The sequence below is a fragment of the Dryocola mayonis genome (assembly GCF_051307045.1).
In the GTDB taxonomy this organism is placed as follows: Bacteria; Pseudomonadota; Gammaproteobacteria; order Enterobacterales; family Enterobacteriaceae; genus Dryocola.
The window spans coordinates 3129758-3152587 of record NZ_CP150452.1 but is presented as its reverse complement, the minus strand read 5'-3'; the positions used below and the strand labels follow the sequence as shown (position 1 = coordinate 3152587).

Below are 22830 nucleotides of genomic sequence, written 5' to 3'. Positions count from 1 at the left end.
CCGCCATGACTGGCTTATTGCCGCCAATTCCTCGTGAAGCCAGTCAGAAAACCCCATATTTCCATCAAAAGTGTCAACCCGTGATGCTTAGAAATGCCAGGGGTATTTGGAAAACGGCGAAAAGTGTCAACCTCACCCGGAAAACGAAACCGATAGCTTTACACTTTGGCCGACCACTGTAAAAGCGTAAATCCGAATAAAGCCGCGTCACTGCTGGGGTTTCGGGGAAAGAGTCAGGTAAGGATGTTAAGGATTGTTAAGGTCAGGCCGCGAAAAGTTTTAACCTGCCTCCTAAGATTTCCTAAGATTTTTTGCTGAGGGTCGGTAAATCCCACAGAACTCTTTTACCGTTCAGAAATCCGAATTTGCACGGTATAAAACAGGAAATATTTACACCATGGCAAGGTTCTGAATATGATTAGCGGCGCTAAGGCAGCATGGACTATCACTACAAGGAATGTAATTTATGCCAGCGCTCCAGTTTCCCTGCACGATATTTAAAACTCGAAAATGCATGGACGACTACCACGCCAGCGATATGCTGTGCGGTGACCTGTCCGAAAGCCAGCTCAAAGAGCATTTTCATCTGGTGGATGTTTCCACCAAGGTGAACCCATACACGCTGACGAAGATCACTCCGTTCAGCCAGCCACAATCAATGTTTCATGGCTCACGCGGCGAAGGGGAGAAAATTACCCGGCAGCAATGCGCCGCTATACTCTTTGACGAATTCCGGGACTTATCCCGCACGTTTGCGATTTACAGCCCTTACCAGCTGCTAATAAAGCAGATGATTACCCATATGCAGAAAGCCAGCGGTACGCCGTTCCGGCATATGTTGCTGGACAGGGCATTGAAGGACCATATTCTGATGGATAGTACTAAAAACAGTACTCGCTCACGGTTAGAGGAAGTTATAGAGAAAAATATTGACTGGGATAGGAAGTGTTTTCCAGCGAAAAATAAAGAGAAGTTAAAAGAAATTATTCTTGGAGGGAAACTTCCTAAATTTGACCGTTTTCAGGATAATTTCAACGGTATGGGGATAACTGTCCACGATACCTGGGCAACGCATATCACCATAAAATCACTACAGATTGATAATGATCGTTTCCGGGCTGTGGTTCATTACAAAGTTCAGGATCACTTTGGGCTGGACAGTGACGATATATCAAAATTTAAATTTAGCCAGTTCCGATTTTTCCGTATCTGGTTTGTGCTCCAGCGATACAGTCAGCTTGGTTTTAAGCCATTTATGACCAATATGGAAACCACCATTGAAATCACAGGAGCCCGCAAATGAGAGTGAAAAAGAAGCAGGGCCATTGTGCTGATCTTCCTGACTGGATGCATGCTGCTGGGATATTGGCTTTGGTTGTCGCTGCGTACGGTGGAAATCGTCGCAGTTCATGAGGATGGCAACCATGCTTCTGTTTTAGTCAAGGCTTTCCCGGTTACAGATAAGGGAAAAATAAGCTGGTGGCTTAAAAACAAAGACATGATAAAGGATAAATATAATATACCGAAACTATCCTCCTCCGGGAACTTTACTATTGTCTTCTGGGATTTTGGAGATGGGTATAAGGAAGAGGGAAAATATGACAGGAGATGCTTTTCTGATATGAAAACAAAAGAAAATTGCATTGATAAAAATCGAGTATTCTCCGTTGAAACTGGTCGGGATAGTGATATTTTATTCACTGTAAGTGACGCTATATACCTAATGAAAAAAAATGGTGAGCTAATAAAAAACAAATACAAATAAACTCCAAAACTGTATGCTGAGTGGATTATGTACAAAATGGGTAGCACTTGCGTTTATCATGTACACAAGGGTGTATACATTAAAATATGTCTGTGATTAAATTTGTTATAAATCAACGATTACTTGCTTTATTTTCCTTTCACATCAAGAAGAGCAAATAATCATTCTTTAAAATTATTTGCTAAAAAATCCGGAAGCCCGCCTCGCGCGGGCTTTTTTGTTGTCATTAGCTATCATTACGATGCATGACAACGCTTAATCAGGATGTACATATGGGTGTGCCTAATCCACAATGGCGTGATTTTGTGTACACGTTAAAGCGGTTTTGTGTACACGAAGCGGAAATTTTATGTACAAAAGAGCCGAAAATGTGAGTAATAGCTATGCCTGGATTAACTGATATTCAGATCAGGGCTTGGATTAAAAGCGGGGAGAAGCAAGAGCGAAAGGCTGAGGCTGTTGCAAAAATCGAGGCAGAGAAGAATGCTATTAACGTTTCACAACTAGCCGCTGAGTATTACACCCCCGCCATGACTGGCTTATTGCCGCCAATTCCTCGTGAAGCCAGTCAGAAAACCCCATATTCCCATCAAAAGTGTCAACCCGTGATGCTTAGAAATGCCAGGGGTATTTGGAAAACGGCGAAAAGTGTCAACCTCACCCGGAAAACGAAACCGATAGCTTTACACTTTGGCCGACCACTGTAAAAGCGTAAATCCGAATAAAGCCGCGTCACTGCTGGGGTTTCGGGGAAAGAGTCAGGTAAGGATGTTAAGGATTGTTAAGGTCAGGTCGCGAAAAGTTTTAACCCGATATACAGATTTATTAAGGTGCCAGGGGCATTTTGCGAAAAAGTGTCAACCGGGCTCTTATGATTTCCTAAGATTTTTTGCTGAGGGTCGGTAAATCCCACAGAACTCTTTACCATCCAGAAATCCGAATTCTCACGGTATAAAACAGGAAATATTTACACCATGGCAAGGTTCTGAATATGATTAGCGGCGCTAAGGCAGCATGGACTATCACTACGAGGAATGTAAATTATGCCAGCGCTCCAGTTTCCCTGCACGATATTTAAAACTCGAAAATGGATGGACGACTACCACGCCAGCGATATGCGGTGCGGCGACCTGTCCGAAAGCCAGCTCAAAGAACATTTTCATCTGGTGGATGTTTCCACCAGGGCGAACCCATACACGCTGACGAAAATCACCCCATTCAGCCAGCCACAATCAATGTTTCATGGCTCACGCGGCGAAGGGGAGAAAATTACCCGGCAGCAATGCGCCGCTATACTCTTTGACGAATTCCGGGACTTATCCCGCACGTTTGCGATTTACAGCCCTTACCAGCCGCTAATAAAGCAGATGATTACCCATATGCAGAAAGCCAGCGGTACACCGTTCCGGCATATGTTGCTGGACAGGGCATTGAAGGACCATATTTTGAATGATAATTCACCGGGGAATAGTACTCGCTTACTGCTGGAAAAAGTCTTTAATACAAAAATTGATTGGGAAAATAAATGTTACCCCATAAGTGAAAAGGAAGAACTCAGAGGGGCAATCATGGATGGCAAACTCCCTAAATTTGACCGTGTTCAGGATAATTTCAACGGTATGGGGATAACTGTCCACGATACCTGGGCGACGCATATCACCATAAAATCACTACAGATTGATAATGATCGTTTCCGGGCTGTGGTTCATTACAAAGTTCAGGATCACTTTGGGCTGGACAGTGACGATATATCAAAATTTAAATTTAGCCAGTTCCGATTTTTCCGTATCTGGTTTGTGCTCCAGCGATACAGTCAGCTTGGTTTTAAGCCATTTATGACCAATATGGAAACCACCATTGAAATCACAGGAGCCCGCAAATGAGAGTGAAAAAGAAGCAGACCATTATGCTGTTCTTCCTGACAGGGTGTATGCTGCTGGGGTACTGGCTGTGGCTGTCTCTGCGTCCAGTTGAGATAGTCGCAATTCATCACAGGAGCAGTGGCTTTAGTGATGTTCTGGTTACTAATTTTCCACCGGCTGATAAAGGTAAAATCAAATGGTGGTTAAAAAATAAAGATATGTTAAAAAATAAATATGCCATTCCTTCCCCTGATTCGGATGGTTATTTTTATGTTACTTTTTGGTCGTTTGGTGATGGCTATAAAGAAGAAGGAAAATATGACAGATTATGCTTTGATGATATGAAAACAAAGATAAACTGTATTGAAAAGGATGCCATATTCTCTGTAGATAAAAGTAAGAACATGGGCGTAATGTTCACTGTGTATGATGGTGATAATTACCGTTTAGATCAGAACGAAGATATTATAAAAATTGGTCACGAATAAGCATTTTCCTCAGTACAAGTCACCGATTTATGTCGGTGGGCCTGTACTTCCCCAGAATAGCTCTCGACAAAATTCGCAAGTTATCTGACCATTTTGCGCGAATTGGCAACCCCCCAGATTAGGGCTATAAGTTGCGCCATGAGCGAGGTTTCCGCCGACCAAATTACGCAAAATCATGAATTGTATTGTGCAAAACGCACAATCGTATCGCTACAACCCGTGCCATTACTGGATTTAATTAGGACACAGTGCACAAAAAAGTGCGCAAATTCGTAGTTTTTGCCCTATATGATTTCGGAAACTGTTTGCTGCATTTTGTGGCTGAAATGCCTTGCGGTCGGATATTCAGAGCCCTTGCGATACGTAAGCCTGCCCCGTGATAGTAGCTTGGTTGCCGCTATCTAAACTGCGCAGTATGCACCGCTAACCTACCCCATGAGCTGCTAAGATTTGCTAAGGTTTCCACTGCCCCTTACCCTATGGGATATATAGATTTATATAGGTTTGCGATGGACGATAAATATAAGGTGCGATTGTTACGCCTGCATAAGGTCGTGTGCCAGAGAAACTATGAAGCTTTGAACAAATACCGGCAGCAGTGCGATGCGGCAGGTCGTGAAAGCCTGTTTACCCGAATGCTGACAGGCAAGAGAGTGAGCGGGATTATTCCACCAGCACCAGAGTATGAGTCTTATCCGGATATAAGCGGCCTCTTTATTGCCGTGTACCGCGTTTACTACGAATATTTTGAGTCAAAACGCTGAGTGGATTTTGTACAAAATGGGTAGCACTTGCGTTTATCATGTACACAAGGGTGTACACATTAAAATATGTCTGTGATTAAATTTGTTATAAATCAACGATTACTTGCTTTATTTTCCTTTCACATCAAGAAGAGCAAATAATCATTCTTTAAAATTATTTGCTAAAAAATCCGGAAGCCCGCCTCGTGGACTGACTCCATAAAGTTGGACAGATCAAGTTCCGCAAACAAATATTAAGACTCTTTCTTTGTCGCCCGCATACCAGGATTTATGCCCGGGCAAAAATCCTGTTTTAAACCCCTTTCAGGACATAGCAGAGAACAGCCATTACACTCTCCTGCGAAGACAAGAATAAAGGGAGGTTTTCATGTCCGGTTATCACGATCCAATGCTGCTTCATCCCTCGCGGTTATTTTCCTCAGTCGGAACCTGCGGCACCAACGCCGCTGACGATGTAAAAAGCATACAGAAAATGATGGCGAATGCCGGCTATCAGCAGGCGACCGGCCGGGTTCTTGAGATAAACGGGCGGTGCGGACAGGCGACCATTGAGGCCATTCGCTGGTATCAGCGCTTGCTGCATATGCATCCATCGGGTCTGGTTCATCCTGTCGACGCTGCCTTTATGGAAGCCCTGAGAAACGCAGCGCCGGGCTGGCGTCCGAAACACCAGCGTGGTTCGCTGACGGTAACGGAAGGACAGATAACCTTCGATGCGGAAGGCGTTGATTATGTGACCGCCGTGCAGCCGTTCAGGCAGTACAGGACGCCTGGTTTTTCACGGATACTGCACTGGCCTCCCGTGGGTTTGTCCGGGGTTACGCTGGGGCGGGGTTATGATATGGGGAACCGCTCTGCCGGAGAAATCTACGCCACGCTGCGGCAGGCGGAGCTGGAGGAGTATAAAGCCAGCCTTTGCGCCAGAGCGGCCGGCCTTAAGGGAAAGCGTGCAGGTGAATTTGTGAAGGTGTACGGGCCGCTGGTCGGAGAGATTACCCATCAGCAACAGATCGGGCTGTTTGAAATCGCCTATAGCGAAAAACTTGCATATACCAAAAGCGTTTATGGCAGAGTATCCCGGCGTATACCTGATGCCCCCTCCTGGCAAAGCTTTGACCAGCGTATAAAAGATGTTTTAGTAGATATATTTTTTCAGGGTGTTGAAAATGCAGCAGCATTATTCAGCGCGGCGATAAAAGGAAAGCAGGCGCTTATAATCCATATTCAATCTTCAACTACTTATATGTCATATGAAATGAACAGAAACAGATTAAGGTATTTGAAATGAAAGAGAAATTTTTTATGTTAATTGTATTGCTGACTTTGCCTTTATGCGCACAGGCAAAGCTGTCAAGCGGCGCAGAAAGAGATCTATGCTTTAAAGAGCAAAAGCAGATCGCTAATGCCTATAATTGCCTTTCGGCAAAAGCTAAAAAAAGCGAAAAAGAATTAGATAAAGTTATTCAGGAAACCAGTAAAAGAATATTAGCGAATTATGAGTATTTTACAGAAAATAAACAGGATGCAGGAGAAACTGTTGGCGCTATATATAACAAGCATTTTCTCGATGCGCAAACCGTATGGAAAAACTACAGAGAAACACAGTGTCTGGGAGTCGCAAGCTCAATCGGCGAAAGAGCGTATGATTATCAATCGTACAAAGATCAGTGCGTGATAAACCTTAACAAACGCCATATTGAGGAAATTCATCTGCTGGATTTACCGCCCGTCGGGTAATGTTCAGGCAGGAAATAAGCCGCATTCTTCTGAGCCTGGCTACGGCTTTTCCATGCCTGTCGGCGGGTGCATATTAAAGGGTATATGGCGTTAAGCTCCTTAAAAACTAATACTAATTTTCTTTAGTATACTTTCCCGGTAAGGTAAATCATTAAGGCGGGAGCGAAAGGCTCCCGTTTGGTTTTTTGAGGAGAAATGATGGAGCTTAATTGTCCAGTCTGCGATAAGCCGCTCACGGCAACGGATAGCGGCGCACGCTGCGAAAGCTGCGGCCAGGATTTCATTCTGCAGGCCCCGCTGTCCCGACTGTCATGCGCCGCTGGAAGTGCTAAAAGCCTGCGGCGCCGTAGATTATTTTTGCCAAAACGGCCACGGGCTGATCTCAAAGAAACGTGTCGAGTTCGTCCCCGTTGCTCGCTAAGACTTAGCTTTTCGCCGCGGGTTTACGCCTGCGGGCGGGTTTTACCGGCGTCACGCCGGTGACCTGGCTTTCCACCCAGCCGTCTTCCAGACGCGTGGTCAGCGTTTCACCGGACTTCACCTGTTTCGCCTTTTTCAAGACTTTGCCGTCGGCCTGCGTTGTGACGCTGTAGCCGCGGGCAAGGGTTGCCAGCGGGCTGACGGCTTCCAGTTGCGCAATGGCGGTGCCAAAACGCTGTCGGGTGGTATTCAGCCTGGCGGTCAGCACCTGCGACAGCCGATATTCAAGCTGCTGAATACGCGTTTGCGCGCGATGGATACGCGCCTGCGGCTGCTGCTGATTCAGCCGCTGCGCCAGGCGTTGCTGCAGCTGGGTGGAACGGCGCAGCCTGCTATCCATGGCGACGCTCAGGCGCTGCTGCAGGCGTTCAAGCGTCGTTTGCTGACGCGCCAGGCGCAGCTGCGGATGCTGCTGCTGCAAACGGTGCTGCAGACGAGTAAAGCGCTGCGTCCGTTGCGCAAGGTAATAATCCATCGCCATCTCCATGCGTACCTGCTGCGACTGAATCTGGCGTAACAGCTCCACCTGATTGCGGCTGACGATTTCGGCGGCCGCGGAAGGCGTGGGCGCCCGCAAATCAGCGATAAAATCGGCAATGGTAACGTCGGTTTCATGCCCTACGGCACTGACGACCGGGATTTGGCTGGCGAAAATAGCGCGCGCTACCCGCTCATCGTTAAAGCTCCATAAATCTTCCAGCGAGCCGCCGCCGCGACCGACTATCAGCACGTCGCATTCCCCGCGCAGGTTCGCAAGCTCGATCGCGCGAACGATTTGCGCTGGCGCATCCGCGCCCTGAACGGCCGTTGGGTAGATGACGACGGGCAGGGAAGGGTCGCGACGTTTTAACACATGCAAAATGTCATGCAGCGCAGCGCCGGTTTTTGAGGTAATAACCCCCACCCGGCGCGCCGGCGCGGGCAGCGCTTTTTTATGCTGCTGCGCGAATAGCCCTTCCTCGGCTAAACGCTGCTTGAGCTGTTCATACTGCTGTTGCAGAAGCCCTTCGCCGGCGGGCTGCATGCTCTCAACGATAATCTGGTAGTCGCCGCGCGGCTCATAAAGCGTGATGTTGGCGCGCACCAGCACCTGCTGACCGTGCTGCGGCCGGAAGGTCACGCGCCGGTTGCTGTTGCGAAACATCGCACAGCGCACCTGAGCGGTATCGTCTTTGAGGGTGAAGTACCAGTGGCCGGAAGAGGGCTGGCTGAAATTAGAAATTTCGCCGCTGATCCAGACCTGCCCCATTTCCTGCTCCAGCAGCGAACGGACCGCCTGGTTCAGGCGCGTGACGGTAAAAATTGAAGGAGAGTTTGCGATAGGCATGTGAGCTGGATCAAATTTTAAATCAGCAGGTTATTCGGTTCATACTACCCGCCCTGACGCGGGTGGCAAGGAGTTTTCTTAAAAAAGTGTGGATGCAATCGATTCCGCTCTGTATAATGCCGCGGCAATATTTTATCTGTTCTCATTCACCCCAGGTTGAGATATTGCCATGCTACGAATCGCCAAAGAAGCACTGACGTTTGATGACGTTCTCCTTGTCCCAGCTCACTCCACCGTTCTGCCTAATACGGCGGATTTAAGCACCCAACTGACCAAAACTATTCGTCTCAATATCCCTATGCTGTCCGCAGCCATGGATACCGTGACCGAAGCACGCCTGGCAATTGCGCTGGCTCAGGAAGGTGGTCTTGGTTTCATCCACAAAAATATGTCGATTGAGCGCCAGGCTGAAGAAGTCAAACGCGTGAAAAAACACGAAAGCGGCGTGGTTACCGACCCGCAAACCGTGCTGCCAACCACGACCTTACGCGAAGTGAAAGAGCTGACCGCGCGTAACGGCTTCGCAGGCTATCCCGTGGTAACCGAAAACTACGAGCTGGTGGGTATTATCACCGGCCGCGACGTGCGTTTCGTTACCGACCTGAACCAGCCTGTCAGCGTGTACATGACGCCGAAAGAGCGCCTGGTAACCGTGAAAGAGGGCGAGTCTCGCGAAGTTGTGCTGGCTAAAATGCACGAGAAACGCGTTGAGAAGGCGCTGGTTGTCGACAGCAGCTTCCATCTGCGCGGCATGATCACCGTTAAAGACTTCCAGAAAGCAGAGCGTAAACCAAACGCCTGTAAAGACGACCAGGGCCGTCTGCGCGTTGGGGCTGCCGTTGGGGCAGGCGCAGGCAACGAAGAGCGTATCGATGCTCTGGTAGCGGCTGGCGTGGACATTCTGCTGATTGACTCCTCTCACGGTCATTCCGAAGGCGTTCTGCAACGTATTCGCGAAACTCGCGCAAAATATCCCGATCTGCAAATCATCGGCGGCAACGTGGCGACCGCTGCCGGCGCACGCGCGCTGGCGGAAGCGGGCGTAAGCGCGGTGAAGGTCGGTATCGGTCCTGGCTCTATCTGTACTACCCGTATCGTAACCGGCGTGGGCGTTCCGCAGATCACCGCCGTAGCCGATGCCGTTGAGGCGCTGGAAGGCACCGGCATTCCGGTTATCGCCGATGGCGGCATCCGTTTCTCCGGCGATATCGCCAAAGCCATCGCCGCGGGCGCGTCTGCCGTCATGGTTGGCGGTATGCTGGCCGGTACGGAAGAGTCCCCGGGCGAAATCGAACTCTACCAGGGCCGTTCTTTCAAATCCTACCGCGGCATGGGCTCTTTAGGCGCGATGTCCAAAGGCTCTTCTGACCGTTACTTCCAGACCGATAACGCTGCGGACAAGCTGGTGCCGGAAGGTATCGAAGGCCGCGTGGCTTACAAGGGCCACTTAAAAGAGATCGTTCACCAGCAGATGGGCGGCCTGCGTTCCTGTATGGGCCTGACCGGCTGTGGTACTATCGATGCGCTGCGTACCAAAGCGGAATTCGTACGTATCAGCGGTGCGGGCATCCAGGAGAGTCACGTGCACGACGTGACCATTACTAAAGAGTCTCCGAACTACCGCATGGGCTCCTGATTCTCCTCGCCCGGCCATGCGCCGGGCGATTTACTTTCTCTGTTTCACTTGCCTCGGAATTAGCGTCAATGACGGAAAATATCCATAAACATCGCATACTTATCCTTGATTTCGGTTCTCAGTACACCCAGCTGGTCGCGCGTCGCGTGCGCGAGCTGGGCGTTTACTGCGAGCTGTGGGCATGGGATGTCACTGAAGCACAAATTCGTGAATTCAATCCAAGCGGCATCATTCTCTCCGGCGGCCCGGAAAGCACCACCGAGCTGAACAGCCCGCGCGCCCCCGAATACGTGTTTGAAGCCGGCGTGCCGGTATTTGGCGTATGCTACGGCATGCAGACCATGGCGATGCAGCTTGGCGGCCACGTGGAAGGCTCTAACGAACGCGAGTTTGGCTACGCGCAGGTGGAAGTTAAAACCGACAGCGCTCTGGTTCGCGGCATCGAAGACTCTCTTAGCGCCACGGGCAAACCGCTGCTGGACGTCTGGATGAGCCACGGCGATAAAGTCACGGCTATCCCTTCTGACTTCGTGACCGTCGCCAGCACAGAAACCTGCCCGTTTGCCATTATGGCCAACGAAGAAAAACGCTTTTACGGCGTGCAGTTCCACCCGGAAGTGACCCATACCCGCCAGGGCCAGCGTCTGCTGGAGCGCTTTGTGCTGGATATTTGCGGCTGTGAAGCGCTGTGGACGCCGGCAAAAATTATCGAAGACGCCATCGAGCGTATTCGCGAGCAGGTTGGCAACGACAAGGTTATTCTTGGCCTGTCCGGCGGCGTGGACTCTTCCGTAACCGCAATGCTGCTGCACCGCGCCATCGGCGATCGTCTGACCTGCGTATTCGTCGACAACGGCCTGCTGCGTCTTAACGAAGCCGCGCAGGTAATGGAAATGTTCGGCGACCACTTCGGTCTGAACATCGTTCATGTACCGGCAGAGGAACGCTTCCTGTCCCAGCTGGCGGGCATTAACGATCCTGAAGCCAAGCGTAAAACCATTGGCCGTGTCTTTGTCGAAGTGTTCGACGAAGAGGCGCTGCGCCTGGAAGACGTAAAATGGCTGGCGCAGGGCACCATCTATCCGGACGTTATCGAATCAGCTGCCTCCGCGACCGGCAAAGCGCACGTCATCAAATCCCACCACAACGTGGGCGGCCTGCCGAAAGAGATGAAGATGGGCCTGGTTGAGCCGCTTAAAGAGCTGTTTAAAGACGAGGTGCGTAAAATCGGCCTCGAGCTGGGCCTGCCGTACGACATGCTCTACCGTCACCCGTTCCCGGGACCGGGTCTGGGCGTGCGCGTGCTGGGCGAAGTGAAGAAAGAGTACTGCGACCTTCTGCGCCGTGCGGACGCCATCTTTATCGAAGAGCTGCATAAAGCCGATCTCTACAATAAAGTGAGCCAGGCGTTTACCGTATTCCTGCCGGTACGTTCCGTTGGCGTTATGGGCGATGGCCGTAAATACGACTGGGTTGTTTCCCTGCGCGCGGTTGAAACCATCGACTTTATGACCGCACACTGGGCGCACCTGCCGTATGACTTCCTTGGCCGCGTATCCAACCGCATCATCAACGAAGTCAACGGCATCTCGCGTGTCGTCTATGACATCAGCGGCAAGCCGCCGGCGACCATCGAGTGGGAATGATTGGGTGCCTGGCTTAAGCTCAGCATTGCTTATCAACCCTCTGTATTGACAGAGGGTTTTTTATTTTCTGGCGCTTGTTTTTATTAATGCCTTCAGGCTAGCCGGCAGGACCTTCTTCCACAGCCCCTTTCAGCAGCAAGGCGTCGCGTTGTTCCGCCCATTTCAGCATTGAGTCCAAAGCTGGGCACAGGGCCTGGCCCCACTCGGTGAGGCGATACTCAACTTTGGGAGGAACCTGCGGATACACTTTTCGTGAAACAATGCCGTCTTCTTCAAGCTGCCGTAACTGCTGGGCCAGCATTTTCTGGGAAATGCCCGCAATCAGCTTCTCAAGATCCGAATAGCGCTGCACTTTGCCATCGAAAAGGTGGAAAAGAATAATGAGCTTCCATTTTCCTTCCAGTAAGCGAATCACTTCTTCAACGCCCAGCGCGGCGCTGGCCGGGGTATATATCTTTCTCATAAGTCAGTAACTTACTTTTTAGTGCGTTCTTGATAATTAGTTAGTCTATGTCGAAAATGATTCTCCGGCAAACCTTAGCGAGAATGCGAACATGGCTCTGTCTCTTCCCGATGCTGTCACCCTGTACTTCGAGGCTGGTAACGGCGCGGATATAGCACAAATCACCCGTTGCTTCATGCCTGATGCGGTTGTCACTGACGAAAAACAGACGTACCAGGGGCTTGATGCCATCCTGAACTGGAAATACGAAGCGAAGAAGAAATTTGAATACTCCGTCGAACCGCTCGCGGCTTCACGAGACGGCGATCGGCTGATCGTTACGGCAAACGTTGTCGGCAATTTTCCCGGCAGCCCGGTTCAGCTCGACCATGTGTTTCACCTGACGGGCGACAAAATCAATTCGCTGGAGATCCGCTGATGTCAATGAATCTGGAGCTACAGGGGAAACGCGTCCTGGTAACGGCCGGGACGAAGGGCGTTGGCAAAGCCGTCGTTGGCTTGTTCAGCGAAATGGGGGCGAGTGTGCTTACAACGGCGCGAGAGCAGCCGGCGGCTACTTCAGCCGAAATTTTCATTGCCGCCGACCTGACAACCGTCGAAGGCTGCAAGCAGGTAGCCAATGCCGTTATGTCCCGTTTTGGCGGCGTGGATATCATTATTCATGTACTCGGCGGATCCTCGGCGCCTGCCGGAGGTTTCGCCGCGCTCGATGAAGAGCAGTGGCAGCGCGAACTGAACCTGAATCTGCTGCCGGCCCGTGCGTCTGGACCGCGCGCTGTTGCCGGCCATGCTGGCGCAGGAGGCCGGCGTTATCATTCATGTCACCTCTATCCAGCGCGAGCTTCCTTTGCCGGAGTCGACCACCGCATACGCGGCCGCGAAGGCGGCATTATCAACCTACAGCAAGAGCCTGTCGAAGGAGGTCTCCGCCAAAGGCGTGCGCGTTGTCCGGGTGGCGCCCGGCTGGATTGAGACGGAGGCGTCCGTCGCTTTGGCGCAAAGGCTCGCTTTGCAGGCAGGAACGGATTACGAAGGCGGGAAAAAGATCGTTATGGACTCGCTGGGGGGCATTCCATTAGGGCGGCCATCCAGACCTGTTGAAGTGGCGAACCTTATCGCCTTCCTGGCATCTTCTCGCGCAGCAACGATCACCGGTACGGAATATGTGATTGACGGCGGCACTGTGCCGACGGCGTAGTAAGGGAAACCCTGCTGATGTGATATCCGAAGGTTGCAGGCGGCAGCGCGTCGCCTGCTTTTTATCTTTCAGGAGCGCAAGACGGGCGTGACAAAGCGCACCGCGGGAAACGGCGAGATTTTATAACAAGAAGAATAGGTTACCGGTTAGCGCTGTCCACAGACAGGCTGTTTTGCTGTACCTGCGCCTTTTGGTCCTGATGGTGATACCAGGCGCCAATAGAGGAATAGACAAATCGGCCAAAAAGGAAAAGAAAACTGATAAGCAGAATAATGCGGGTCATTCGACTATTAAATCGGTGTCGTCTTCGCATACTCGTAACCTGTGTCACGCAAAAGGCCCCTGGGGTTTGCCCGTCAACCGCGGGCGACAAGAGATATTTAGGCATAGTGATACGCCAGGGTCAATTCTTAAACATGTAAAAAAGAGTCAAGGCAATCATTGACCCAGTTTATATAAAGCTTTCTTAATATTTATATGAGGTTATTTATTGCTGCGTAAAGCGTTTTTTTTCAGCCCCGCGGGCATAACTTCACGCATAAATTGATCTGGATCAATTCCTTGCTGAAATCCCTAACTAAAATTTGCTGTCCACGCCATAGCGATATGGTTTCTATCAGTCAGGATGGAGCCCTTGCTGAATATTACCCGAGCAGGATTGACAGGGTTTCTGGCGACCATCTATGCATTTTGTGACCTGGTACAACAAACATAAAAATAACTGGTGGGCGCTGCCCCTGATACTGCCGGCGTTCATGCTGCCGCTGGCCGTATGGTTTAATGCCAATACGCTGCTGGAAGGCGGACGCGTATTCCTGGTCTATATGCCGCTTGGGCTGCTGTCGGCTTTCATCATGGTGTTCGGCTGGGGCCGCTTTGCCGGGGATCGTCCTTGCGCTCGTTATTCGCTATCTCCCGATAAAAGGGGAGATAGTCACCCTGCTTGCCGTCGTCCATTTTCTTTTGCCGCTGTCGCTGAGCTTTGCCGCTTACCGCGTCTTCGTTCCGCGTCGCCACGCCGTCACGTTCGGCTTTATTCCGCTGACGCTGCCGCGCATGTTCTGGCTGGTGCTGGTTAATTCCGCGATTTTTCTTTTTATCTATCAAATCGGTCTGTTCTTCGGCTGGTATGACCCTTTGTTGAGCATGGTTTCGGAAAACCCGCTCCATCCGCGCACGCTGATAAATTTCCAGGCGGTATTGGTCGGCACTTTAACCGGCATGCCTTTTTTCTACTTCATCATTCGTATGATTAGAAACCCGCACTTTGTTTTTACCTTTTTGTCCAGGATGCGCGGGCAGGTGCAAAACGGGGTGACGAAAACCGAAGTGGCGCTCTGGCTTGGGCTGATGGCGCTGCTGGTGAATCTGCTGCTGTTGCCGCTGGGCGATTCCACCTCTATTTTCAGAACGGATTATACGCTGACCCTTATTTTGCCGGTGATGCTATGGGGCGCCATGCGATTCGGCTTCCTGTTTGTTACCAACGTCTGGACCCTCATCCTGATTATTCTGTGTAGCGGGTTCCATAACTATTTACCGACGGAAATGGGGTTCCAGCTTCATCTGGCCATCGCGTCCTCCTGCTACGCGATATTTTCAATAACGATTTACATGATGGCCTCGGTAACCACGCGCCAGCGTTTTCTGCACGCAAAGGCCCACCGGGCCGCCTTCACCGATCCCATTATCCAGATGCCTAACCTGCGCGCGCTTAACCGTGATATTGGAAGCCATTCCTGGTCCGCGCTTGCTTTTCTGTGTATCCCCGAGCTCGAACTGCTGGGACGAAACTACGGCGTGCTTTTACGTATTCAGTACAAACAGCAGCTGGGCGAGTATTTGCGCCAGATCCTTACCAGCGATGAAAAGATTTACCATCTCTCCGGGCATGATTTGGTTTTGCGATTAAATTACGAGTCGCACGAGGAGCGAATTGAAGCCATAGATCTTCGCGTAAAGCAGTTCCGCTTTATGTGGGACGGCATGCCGCTCCAGCCGCAGGTCGGCATCAGCTACTGTTACGTAAAGCAGCCGGTGTCCCACCTGTATCTTCTGCTGGGAGAGCTCAGCACGATGGCCGAGCTTTCGCTGACCACCTACCATCCTGAAAACCTGCAGCAGCAGGGCTCGGTGCAGGTTCAGAAGATGGTTAAAAGCAAGGTTGCGATGATGAACCGCCTGCAAAACGCGCTGGACTGCGGCAATTTCATCCTGATGGCGCAGCGAATCGCCGGCATACGCGGTGATTCTTACCATGAAATCCTGCTGCGCATGAAGGGCGACGAGGGCGAGCTGCTTACCCCGGACAGTTTTTTACCCATCGCCCATGAGTTTGGCCTGTCGTCGAGGATTGACCACTGGGTGCTCGAAGCTACCCTGCAGTTTATGGATCGCAGCCGTGAACGGCTTCCCGGCTGCCGTTTCGCTATCAACCTGACGCCCGCTTCCGTAAGCCGCACGCAGCTGCCAACGGAAGTCAAACGGCTGCTCAAAAAATATAACATCGAGCCGTGGCAGCTTATTTTTGAGGTGACGGAAAGCAACTCGCTGCTTAATTTAGATCAGGCCAATATTACGCTCAGCGCGCTTCAGCGCATGGGCTGCCGGGTGGCTATCGATGATTTTGGCACCGGCTACGCCAGCTATGCGCGCCTGAAGGAGATAAGCGCCGACATATTAAAAATCGACGGCAGCTTTATTCGCAACCTGCTTACCAGCAGCCTGGACTATCAGATTGTGGAATCCATCTGCCAGCTGGCAAGAATGAAAAAAATGCAGGTCGTGGCTGAATACGTGGAAAGCGAGGAGCTCAAGGAGGCGGTGCAACGCCTTGGTATCGACTATATGCAGGGCTTTTTGATTGGCTATCCGCAGCCGCTGGCATCGCTGCCGGAGACGGTTGAAGATGAAATTGCCGCGGGCGGAGCAGCGTTTTAGCGCCGTCCGCCGCAGGTGATTCAGGCCGCGATTATCGGGCTGGCCTCTTCTTCTATCCTGAGCTTCCAGCCGGGCGTGTTGTCCCAGTAGTGCTGCTCGCGTTCCAGATCGAGCAGCACCAGCGTGTTCTGGCTGAACCAGTCGTGCGGGAAACGTAGCGTCCAGTGGTTCTCGTCGGTTTCCAGCACCAGCGTAGGCGGGGTGCTGGTGGCCTGCCGTTGATTGTTGAGCAGCACGCCCAGACGCAAAATCTGAATCAGCGGCAGGAACTGCTTTTTCTTAAACAGCGTAAAGCGCGGCAGATCGTCAATTTTGATGCCCTTGCGGTGATAGCGAACCAGCGAGGCGATAAGCATCTGCTGCTCCTGATTAAAACCGGGCAGGTTGCTGTGCTGCAGAATATAGGCCGAGTGGCGATGCAGGCCGCTGTGGTTAATATTCAGCCCCACCTCGTGCAGCATGGCGGACCATTTTAGCAGCGCGGCCATCTGCGGGTTGGCAAGCTTCGGGTTCTGCACCTCCCACTGCCGATAGATATGCTCGGTGGTTTCCAGCACGCGCCGGGCCTGATCGCTATCGATATGGTACTGATCCGCAAGGCTTTGCGCGGTACGGATGCGGATATCCTGATGGCGGAAACGGCCTTCCATTTCGTAGAGCACGCCTTCGCGCAGCGCGCCGTCGGACAGGCGCAGCTCGCGAATAGCCAGCGAATCGAATACGCCGCACAGGATAGCCAGCCCGGGAACAAAGACGGCTTTACGCTCCTCGGACAGGCCCGGCAGGCTCATCGAGCCGAAGCTTTTAAATTTCAGCACCTCGTCGCGCAGCATTTCCAGGCGCTCGGGCGTAATAATGCCGTTTTTCTCGCCCATATTGACCAGCACCTCATGCGCGGCCTTGATGGTGCCGGAAGCGCCCATCGCGACATTCCAGCCCTGCAGGCGGTACTGCCAGGAAAGATTCTCCAGCTTTTGTACCGCCGCCAGACGCGCGCGCCTGAAATTTTCGGGCGTGATCGCGCCCTGCGGGAAGAAATTCTGCCCAAAGCTCACGCAGCCCATGCGGCGGCTTTCAACCAGGATCGGCTCAAAATCTTCGCCGATCACCAGCTCAGTGGAGCCGCCGCCGATGTCGATCACCAGCTTGCGGCCTTTTTCCGGCTGCGTGTGCTCAACGCCCATAAAAATCAGGCGCGCCTCTTCGTTGCCGGGAATAATTTCAATCGGGTAGGGGATAACCTGCTCGGCGCGTTTAAGAAACACCTCTGCGTTGACCGCCTCGCGCAGGCTGTGCGTGCCGACAATACAGACGTTCTCCGCGGCAAAGCCCTGCAGGCGCTCGGCAAACAGCGCCAGGCATGAAAGGCCGCGCTCCATCGCCTCTTCGCTAAGCTCGTTCTGGGCGTTCAGCCCGTCCGCAAGGTGAACGCGTTGCTTTAAGCGCCCGATAATTTGCATCGCGCCGTCAACCACACGGGCGATAACCATGTGGAAACTATTGGAACCGAGATCGACCGCGGCAAACTCCTGCGGCCGGGGGGCATGTTTTTTTATCGGCATAGCGTTAGTCAGGTTGTTCCAGAGATTTAATGTAATCGTAAATCGCCAGCTGCGAGCGCACCTTACGGCGGTTGCCTCGCGGCACATAGCGGTTACTCAGTTCTTTGTCGAGATAGCGCGCTTTCACGGTATCGCTAAACAGAATGTCGATAATATCCAGCACCCGCTGCCTCAGGCGCGGGTCAAGAATGGCAACGGCGACTTCAATGCGGTAATCAATGTTGCGCGTCATCCAGTCGGCGGAGGAGAGGTAGACCTTTTTATCGCCGCCGTTTTCAAACACGTATACGCGATCGTGCTCCAGATAACGGTCGACGATGCTGATAACGCGAATGTTATCGCTGATCCCCTCAAGGTTTGGAATCAAGGAGCACATGCCGCGCACCAGCAAATTGACCTTAATGCCCGAGCTTGAGGCAGCATATAACCTGTCGACCAGCCCTTTATCAACCAGATTATTCAGCTTGAGCGTAATGCCCGCGGGCAGGCCGTTTTGCGCATTGGCAATTTCGCGATCCACCAGGTCGTAGAGCAGGCGGCGCGAGTTTTGCGGCGAGACCATCAGATACTCGAAGGTCACCGGGCGGTAGGGATTTTCAATAAAGTTAAACACCCGGCGCACTTCGTTGGTGATGCGCGCGTCGGCGGTCAGCAGCGAATAGTCGGTGTAGAGGCGGGCCGTTTTCTCATTAAAGTTGCCGGTGCCGATGTGCGCGTAACGCACCACCTCATCGCCTTCCTTACGCGAAATAAGAAACAGCTTGGCGTGGATTTTCAGGCCCGGCGCGGAGAAGATGACGTGCACGCCCGCTTCCGTCAGGCGCTTCGCCCAGTGGATGTTGGCCTCTTCGTCGAAACGCGCCTGCAGCTCAACGACGACGGTCACTTTTTTGCCGTTGTGCGCCGCGTGAATCATTGATTCGATAATGCGGGAGTCTTTCGCCACGCGATAGATATTGATTTTAATGGCCAGCACGCTCGGGTCGAACGACGCCTGGCGCAGCAGCTCCAGCACGTGCTCAAAAGTGTGGTACGGGTAGTAGAGCAGCACGTCGCGATTGCGAATGGCGTCAAAGCCGTTGCGGAACTTATCGAACCAGAGATGGCGCAAACGCGGCAGCGGTTTATTCACCAGGTTGGCTTTGCCGACGTTGGGGAAATTGATGAAGTCTTTAAAGTTGTGGTAACGGCCGCCTGGAATGATGGAATCGTAGTTGGTGATGGTCAGCTTGTTGCGCAGCATTTCGACCATCGCGTCGGGCATATCGCGCTGGTAGACAAAGCGTACCGGCTCGGCGGTAAGGCGCTGCTTCAGGCTTGAGGACATCAGCTCAAGCAGGCTGGATTCCATTTCGGTCACCAGATCGTATTCCGCGTCGCGGGTCATTTTCATTGAGTAGGCGTTCAGCGAGTCGTAGTCGAAGAAGCCTTTGAAGATGTCGTCCAGGCAGTAGCGCAGAATATTGTCCAGCAGGATCATCGGCTTGCGGCGGCGCGGCGCTTCCGGCGGCAGATTGACAAAGCGCGGCACCTTATCGGACGGGATCTCCAGCAGGGCGTAGCGGATATCGTCGCCGCGGATAATCTCCACCGCCAGATAGGTGTAATCGTCCTTCAGGAACTGCACCAGGTCGGTGTCGCGGTTGATAAGAATGGGCGTGATGTGCTGGCGCAGATAGTGTTTAAAGTAGTGGCGCAGCCATTTTTGTTGGTTTTCAGAAAGCTGGCGTTCGTTAATCAGGAAAATCTGGTTACGGGCCATCTCCAGCAGCAGATCGTTATACAGCCCGTCGAATTCCTGGTCGGCTTTTAGCACCCGGGCCTGGATTTTATTCAGCAGGTGACGCGAGTTGGGCGCGGTTCCCTGTTCTTCGCTGATCAGAATGCGCCGTTTGAGTTCGGCGAAACGTACCTTGTAAAACTCATCAAGGTTATTCGAATAGATGCCGAGAAAACGCATTCTCTCAATCAGCGGATTGAGTTTATCCGCCGCTTCCTGCAGTACGCGTTCGTTAAAAGATAACCAGCTCAGTTCTTTTTCGATATACAGCTTATCCTGACCCATTAGCCCTCACTTCCGTTTTCGCAGACGTTAAAATGCCGTCACGCCGGCCATTATGGCGAGCTTTGGCCGGGAATGTCCAACGGCACAGGTCAAAGTATGGCTTTTGGCGGCGCTGAAGGTAAAGCCTCCCGCAAGAGAGACATTAAAAAAGGGGCCGCAGCCCCTTAATACCTATTCTTCCGACGCATGTCCCTGCGGGGGAAGCTCTTTTCCATCGAGCCAGGCCGCGTTATTGCGCATCTCAAGCCTTCCGTCGATAAACCAGCTGATAACCAGCGGATAGATGGCGTGTTCCTGGTGCTGCACGCGGGCGGTGATTTCGTCTTCGTCATCCCCGACAAAGACGGGGATTTTAGCCTGTAAAATTACCGGGCCGCCGTCCAGCTCGTCCGTGACGAAATGAACCGAGGTGCCGTGCTCTTCATCGCCGTTATCCAGCACCTGGCGGTGGGTATACAGGCCCGGGTATTTCGGCAGCAAAGAAGGGTGGATATTGATCAAACGGCCGGCGTAATGCGCCACGAATTGCGGGCTGAGGATGCGCATATAGCCGGCGAGCACCACCAGATCCGGAGCGTAGGCGTCGATCTCCTGCATGAGCTCCCGATCGAAAGCCGCGCGGTCGGCAAACTGGCTGGCGGTGAGCGCATGGGCCGGGATCCCGGCCGCGCGCGCGCGCTCAAGGCCGAAGGCGTCGGCCTTATTGCTGAACACCGCCGAGAGGGTGCCGTTAATCTTTTTCGATTTACAGGCATCGATAATCGCCTGCAGATTGCTTCCGTTACCGGAAACCAGCACCACAATGTGTTTCATCACTCAATAACCACGCGCTCATCGGTTTTGGCTGCTTTAATGATACCGATTTTCCATGCGTTTTCACCTTTGGCCCGCAGCGACGCAATGGCTTTGTCCGCTTCGGCGGCGGGCAGGGCGATAAGCATGCCCACGCCGCAGTTAAAGGTGCGGTACATTTCGTGATTGCTGATGTTGCCGGCTTTTTGCAGCCAGCTGAACACGGCGGGCCACTGCCATGAAGCTTCGTCAATCACCGCCTGGGTATTGTCCGGCAGCACGCGCGGGATATTCTCCCAGAAACCGCCGCCGGTCAGGTGGGCGATTGCGTGCACGTCCACTTCGCCAATCAGCTCAAGCAGCGGTTTGACATAGATGCGCGTTGGCTCCAGCAGGTGATCCGCCAGCGGCTTGCCTTCCAGTTCGGTGGTCAGCGGATCGGCGCCGCTGACTTCCAGCACCTTACGTACCAGCGAGTAGCCGTTGGAGTGCGGGCCGCTTGAAGCCAGCGCAATCAGCACGTCGCCGTTGGCAACTTTAGAACCGTCAATGATTTCAGACTTCTCGACTACGCCGACGCAGAAGCCCGCAACGTCGTAATCTTCGCCGTGGTACATGCCCGGCATCTCGGCGGTTTCGCCGCCCACCAGCGCGCAGCCTGACTGCAGACAGCCTTCAGCGATGCCGGTAATAACGCTCGACGCGGTATCCACATCAAGTTTGCCGGTCGCATAGTAATCAAGGAAGAACAGCGGCTCTGCGCCCTGAACCACCAGGTCGTTGACGCACATCGCGACCAGGTCGATACCTATGCTGTCGTGACGTTTTAAATCCATGGCCAGACGCAGCTTGGTCCCCACGCCGTCGGTACCGGAAACCAGCACGGGCTCACGATATTTCTGAGGTAACGCGCACAGCGCACCGAAACCACCCAGTCCGCCCATGACTTCCGGGCGACGAGTCTTTTTCACTACGCCTTTAATTCTGTCGACCAGAGCGTTACCGGCATCAATATCAACACCGGCATCTTTGTAGCTAAGAGAGGTTTTGTCGGTCATGGTTCAAATTCCATCGGTAAGATTGCTGACAAAGAGCGAAAAAGCGTGGTTTTCCCTCTTTGTGGTTATCAGCCGAAAATCAATAAATTGATTTTCCTGGTTTATCTGTCTGACAACATCTTGCTTTTCATTGCGGCATAAGGTCTGTCATCAGGCTGATAGCTGGCCTGCAATAAAAATCGCGGCAATTCTAACAGTGCAGGCAAACGTTTGCGAGCCTCTTGTGAAGCGGGAAGGTAGTTTGTTGCTATATACTCATTCGGCTTCGGTTGATCCCGATCAACCCCAATACCGATGGCTTCGCTGCAAAAAAGCGGTATAATCCGGCGATTTTTTTTGTGGTCGCCAACATCTCGGGGAGAAAGAGTTATGAAGATCGTGGAAGTGAAACACCCACTCGTCAAACACAAGCTGGGCCTGATGCGTGAGCAGGACATCAGCACCAAGCGCTTTCGTGAACTCGCCTCAGAAGTTGGCAGCCTGCTGACTTACGAAGCTACCGCGGATCTGGAAACCGAAAAGGTCACTATCGAAGGCTGGAACGGCCCGGTAGAAATCGACCAGATCAAGGGTAAGAAAATTACCGTTGTGCCGATTCTGCGTGCCGGTCTGGGCATGATGGAAGGCGTGCTGGAAAACGTACCGAGCGCGCGTATCAGCGTGGTGGGCGTTTACCGTAATGAAGAGACGCTCGAGCCGGTGCCTTACTTCCAGAAGCTGGTTTCCAATATCGCAGAGCGTATGGCGCTGGTGGTTGACCCAATGCTGGCGACCGGCGGTTCTATGATCGCCACTATCGACCTGCTGAAAAACGCGGGCTGCACCAGCATTAAGGTGCTGGTGCTGGTGGCCGCGCCGGAAGGTATCGCCGCGCTGGAGAAAGCGCACCCGGACGTTGAGCTGTATACCGCATCCATCGATCAGGCCCTCAACGAGCACGGATACATTATTCCAGGCCTCGGCGACGCCGGCGACAAGATATTTGGTACGAAATAAACAAGCAGCCGACTTCGAAAGTCGGCTTTTTTTTGGTTTTTAAAACTCGTC

General features: G+C 52.3%; 18 protein-coding genes and 3 pseudogenes. 14 read left to right on the top strand and 7 right to left on the bottom strand.

Going from position 1 to position 22830, the window contains the following annotated elements:
- Positions 1-466: 466 nt before the first annotated feature.
- The 8 genes and pseudogenes from WLO32_RS15180 to WLO32_RS15145 all read left to right on the top strand — a co-directional run bounded on the left by WLO32_RS15180 (position 467) and on the right by WLO32_RS15145 (position 7037).
- The gene (locus tag WLO32_RS15180) at positions 467-1303 is read left to right on the top strand and encodes a YPO3983 family protein (protein ID WP_435945837.1); all 837 of its coding nucleotides are present in this window, start codon (positions 467-469) and stop codon (positions 1301-1303) included.
- Between the two features lie 48 nt (positions 1304-1351).
- Complete coding sequence (locus tag WLO32_RS15175) at positions 1352-1765, top strand: DUF943 family protein (RefSeq protein WP_435948313.1); 414 nt, start codon at positions 1352-1354, stop codon at positions 1763-1765.
- A gap of 1043 nt (positions 1766-2808) precedes the next feature.
- Positions 2809-3648 carry a YPO3983 family protein gene (locus tag WLO32_RS15170; protein ID WP_435945836.1) on the top strand — a complete coding sequence of 280 codons (840 nt, stop codon included), beginning with the start codon at positions 2809-2811 and terminating at the stop codon, positions 3646-3648.
- Positions 3645-4115 (top strand): DUF943 family protein, encoded by a 471-nt coding sequence (locus WLO32_RS15165; RefSeq protein WP_435945834.1) that lies wholly within the window; start codon positions 3645-3647, stop codon positions 4113-4115. Before WLO32_RS15170 ends, WLO32_RS15165 begins: the two co-directional genes overlap by 4 nt.
- Positions 4116-4624: 509 nt before the next feature.
- Entirely contained in the window at positions 4625-4879 is a 255-nt protein-coding gene (locus WLO32_RS15160; RefSeq protein WP_435945833.1) for a hypothetical protein, read from the top strand.
- Between the two features lie 367 nt (positions 4880-5246).
- Entirely contained in the window at positions 5247-6167 is a 921-nt protein-coding gene (locus WLO32_RS15155) for a peptidoglycan-binding protein (protein ID WP_435945831.1), read from the top strand.
- A complete protein-coding gene (locus tag WLO32_RS15150; RefSeq protein ID WP_435945830.1) occupies positions 6164-6616 on the top strand; it encodes a lysozyme inhibitor LprI family protein in 453 nt (150 codons plus the stop codon). The genes WLO32_RS15155 and WLO32_RS15150 overlap by 4 nt, the downstream gene beginning before the upstream one ends.
- 198 nt (positions 6617-6814) lie before the next feature.
- Positions 6815-7037, top strand: a pseudogene (locus WLO32_RS15145) (zinc ribbon domain-containing protein).
- Positions 7038-7040: 3 nt separating this feature from the next.
- Here WLO32_RS15145 and xseA read toward each other — a convergent pair.
- Positions 7041-8423: an exodeoxyribonuclease VII large subunit gene (xseA, locus tag WLO32_RS15140; RefSeq protein WP_435945829.1), complete on the bottom strand. Its 1383-nt coding sequence runs from the start codon at positions 8421-8423 to the stop codon at positions 7041-7043.
- A gap of 169 nt (positions 8424-8592) precedes the next feature.
- On the opposite strand from xseA, the gene guaB reads away from it, so the two are divergent.
- Entirely contained in the window at positions 8593-10059 is a 1467-nt protein-coding gene (guaB, locus tag WLO32_RS15135; protein ID WP_435945828.1) for an IMP dehydrogenase, read from the top strand.
- Positions 10060-10127: 68 nt separating this feature from the next.
- Positions 10128-11705, top strand: coding sequence for a glutamine-hydrolyzing GMP synthase (gene guaA / locus WLO32_RS15130; protein ID WP_435945826.1), 1578 nt, complete (start codon positions 10128-10130; stop codon positions 11703-11705).
- 97 nt (positions 11706-11802) lie between these two features.
- Here guaA and WLO32_RS15125 read toward each other — a convergent pair whose 3' ends face one another.
- The gene (locus WLO32_RS15125; RefSeq protein WP_435945825.1) at positions 11803-12168 is read right to left on the bottom strand and encodes a winged helix-turn-helix transcriptional regulator; all 366 of its coding nucleotides are present in this window, start codon (positions 12166-12168) and stop codon (positions 11803-11805) included.
- Positions 12169-12259: 91 nt separating this feature from the next.
- Here WLO32_RS15125 and WLO32_RS15120 point away from each other — a divergent pair, with 91 nt between their 5' ends.
- Both WLO32_RS15120 and WLO32_RS15115 read left to right on the top strand, forming a co-directional pair.
- On the top strand, positions 12260-12586 hold the full coding sequence (locus WLO32_RS15120; protein ID WP_435945823.1) for a nuclear transport factor 2 family protein: 327 nt from the start codon (positions 12260-12262) through the stop codon (positions 12584-12586).
- Positions 12586-13366: pseudogene (locus WLO32_RS15115) on the top strand (SDR family oxidoreductase). The gene WLO32_RS15120 and the pseudogene WLO32_RS15115 overlap by 1 nt, the downstream one beginning before the upstream one ends.
- Before the next feature lie 139 nt (positions 13367-13505).
- Here the strand turns inward: WLO32_RS15115 and WLO32_RS15110 are convergent.
- Positions 13506-13697, bottom strand: a complete 192-nt coding sequence (locus WLO32_RS15110) for a YfgG family protein (RefSeq protein ID WP_435945821.1) — start codon at positions 13695-13697, stop codon at positions 13506-13508.
- Positions 13698-14049: 352 nt separating this feature from the next.
- Between WLO32_RS15110 and WLO32_RS15105 the strand changes: the two are divergent.
- Positions 14050-16306, top strand: a pseudogene (locus tag WLO32_RS15105) (EAL domain-containing protein).
- A gap of 20 nt (positions 16307-16326) precedes the next feature.
- Here WLO32_RS15105 and ppx read toward each other — a convergent pair.
- The 4 genes from ppx to purM all read right to left on the bottom strand — a co-directional run bounded on the left by ppx (position 16327) and on the right by purM (position 21783).
- Positions 16327-17868 (bottom strand): exopolyphosphatase, encoded by a 1542-nt coding sequence (gene ppx / locus WLO32_RS15100; RefSeq protein WP_435945820.1) that lies wholly within the window; start codon positions 17866-17868, stop codon positions 16327-16329.
- Positions 17869-17872: 4 nt separating this feature from the next.
- A complete protein-coding gene (gene ppk1 / locus WLO32_RS15095; RefSeq protein WP_121266004.1) occupies positions 17873-19933 on the bottom strand; it encodes a polyphosphate kinase 1 in 2061 nt (686 codons plus the stop codon).
- 171 nt (positions 19934-20104) lie between these two features.
- Positions 20105-20746, bottom strand: coding sequence for a phosphoribosylglycinamide formyltransferase (purN, locus tag WLO32_RS15090; RefSeq protein ID WP_435948312.1), 642 nt, complete (start codon positions 20744-20746; stop codon positions 20105-20107).
- Positions 20746-21783, bottom strand: a complete 1038-nt coding sequence (purM, locus tag WLO32_RS15085) for a phosphoribosylformylglycinamidine cyclo-ligase (protein ID WP_435945819.1) — start codon at positions 21781-21783, stop codon at positions 20746-20748. The genes purN and purM overlap by 1 nt, the downstream gene beginning before the upstream one ends.
- Before the next feature lie 369 nt (positions 21784-22152).
- Here purM and upp point away from each other — a divergent pair, with 369 nt between their 5' ends.
- Complete coding sequence (gene upp / locus WLO32_RS15080) at positions 22153-22779, top strand: uracil phosphoribosyltransferase (RefSeq protein WP_435945818.1); 627 nt, start codon at positions 22153-22155, stop codon at positions 22777-22779.
- Positions 22780-22830: the final 51 nt, after the last annotated feature.

What these genes read in the sequence shown, in the direction of transcription:
- WLO32_RS15165 (WP_435945834.1), top strand. Translation starts at nt 3,645, where the DNA reads ATGAGAGTGAAAAAGAAGCAGACCATTATGCTGTTCTTCCTGACAGGG.
- WLO32_RS15120 (WP_435945823.1), top strand. Translation starts at nt 12,260, where the DNA reads ATGGCTCTGTCTCTTCCCGATGCTGTCACCCTGTACTTCGAGGCTGGT.
- WLO32_RS15155 (WP_435945831.1), top strand. Translation starts at nt 5,247, where the DNA reads ATGTCCGGTTATCACGATCCAATGCTGCTTCATCCCTCGCGGTTATTT.
- purM (WP_435945819.1), bottom strand. Translation starts at nt 21,783, where the DNA reads ATGACCGACAAAACCTCTCTTAGCTACAAAGATGCCGGTGTTGATATT.
- xseA (WP_435945829.1), bottom strand. Translation starts at nt 8,423, where the DNA reads ATGCCTATCGCAAACTCTCCTTCAATTTTTACCGTCACGCGCCTGAAC.
- WLO32_RS15160 (WP_435945833.1), top strand. Translation starts at nt 4,625, where the DNA reads ATGGACGATAAATATAAGGTGCGATTGTTACGCCTGCATAAGGTCGTG.
- WLO32_RS15170 (WP_435945836.1), top strand. Translation starts at nt 2,809, where the DNA reads ATGCCAGCGCTCCAGTTTCCCTGCACGATATTTAAAACTCGAAAATGG.
- WLO32_RS15175 (WP_435948313.1), top strand. Translation starts at nt 1,352, where the DNA reads ATGCTGCTGGGATATTGGCTTTGGTTGTCGCTGCGTACGGTGGAAATC.
- WLO32_RS15125 (WP_435945825.1), bottom strand. Translation starts at nt 12,168, where the DNA reads ATGAGAAAGATATATACCCCGGCCAGCGCCGCGCTGGGCGTTGAAGAA.
- WLO32_RS15150 (WP_435945830.1), top strand. Translation starts at nt 6,164, where the DNA reads ATGAAAGAGAAATTTTTTATGTTAATTGTATTGCTGACTTTGCCTTTA.
- upp (WP_435945818.1), top strand. Translation starts at nt 22,153, where the DNA reads ATGAAGATCGTGGAAGTGAAACACCCACTCGTCAAACACAAGCTGGGC.
- ppx (WP_435945820.1), bottom strand. Translation starts at nt 17,868, where the DNA reads ATGCCGATAAAAAAACATGCCCCCCGGCCGCAGGAGTTTGCCGCGGTC.
- WLO32_RS15180 (WP_435945837.1), top strand. Translation starts at nt 467, where the DNA reads ATGCCAGCGCTCCAGTTTCCCTGCACGATATTTAAAACTCGAAAATGC.
- guaA (WP_435945826.1), top strand. Translation starts at nt 10,128, where the DNA reads ATGACGGAAAATATCCATAAACATCGCATACTTATCCTTGATTTCGGT.
- purN (WP_435948312.1), bottom strand. Translation starts at nt 20,746, where the DNA reads ATGAAACACATTGTGGTGCTGGTTTCCGGTAACGGAAGCAATCTGCAG.
- ppk1 (WP_121266004.1), bottom strand. Translation starts at nt 19,933, where the DNA reads ATGGGTCAGGATAAGCTGTATATCGAAAAAGAACTGAGCTGGTTATCT.
- guaB (WP_435945828.1), top strand. Translation starts at nt 8,593, where the DNA reads ATGCTACGAATCGCCAAAGAAGCACTGACGTTTGATGACGTTCTCCTT.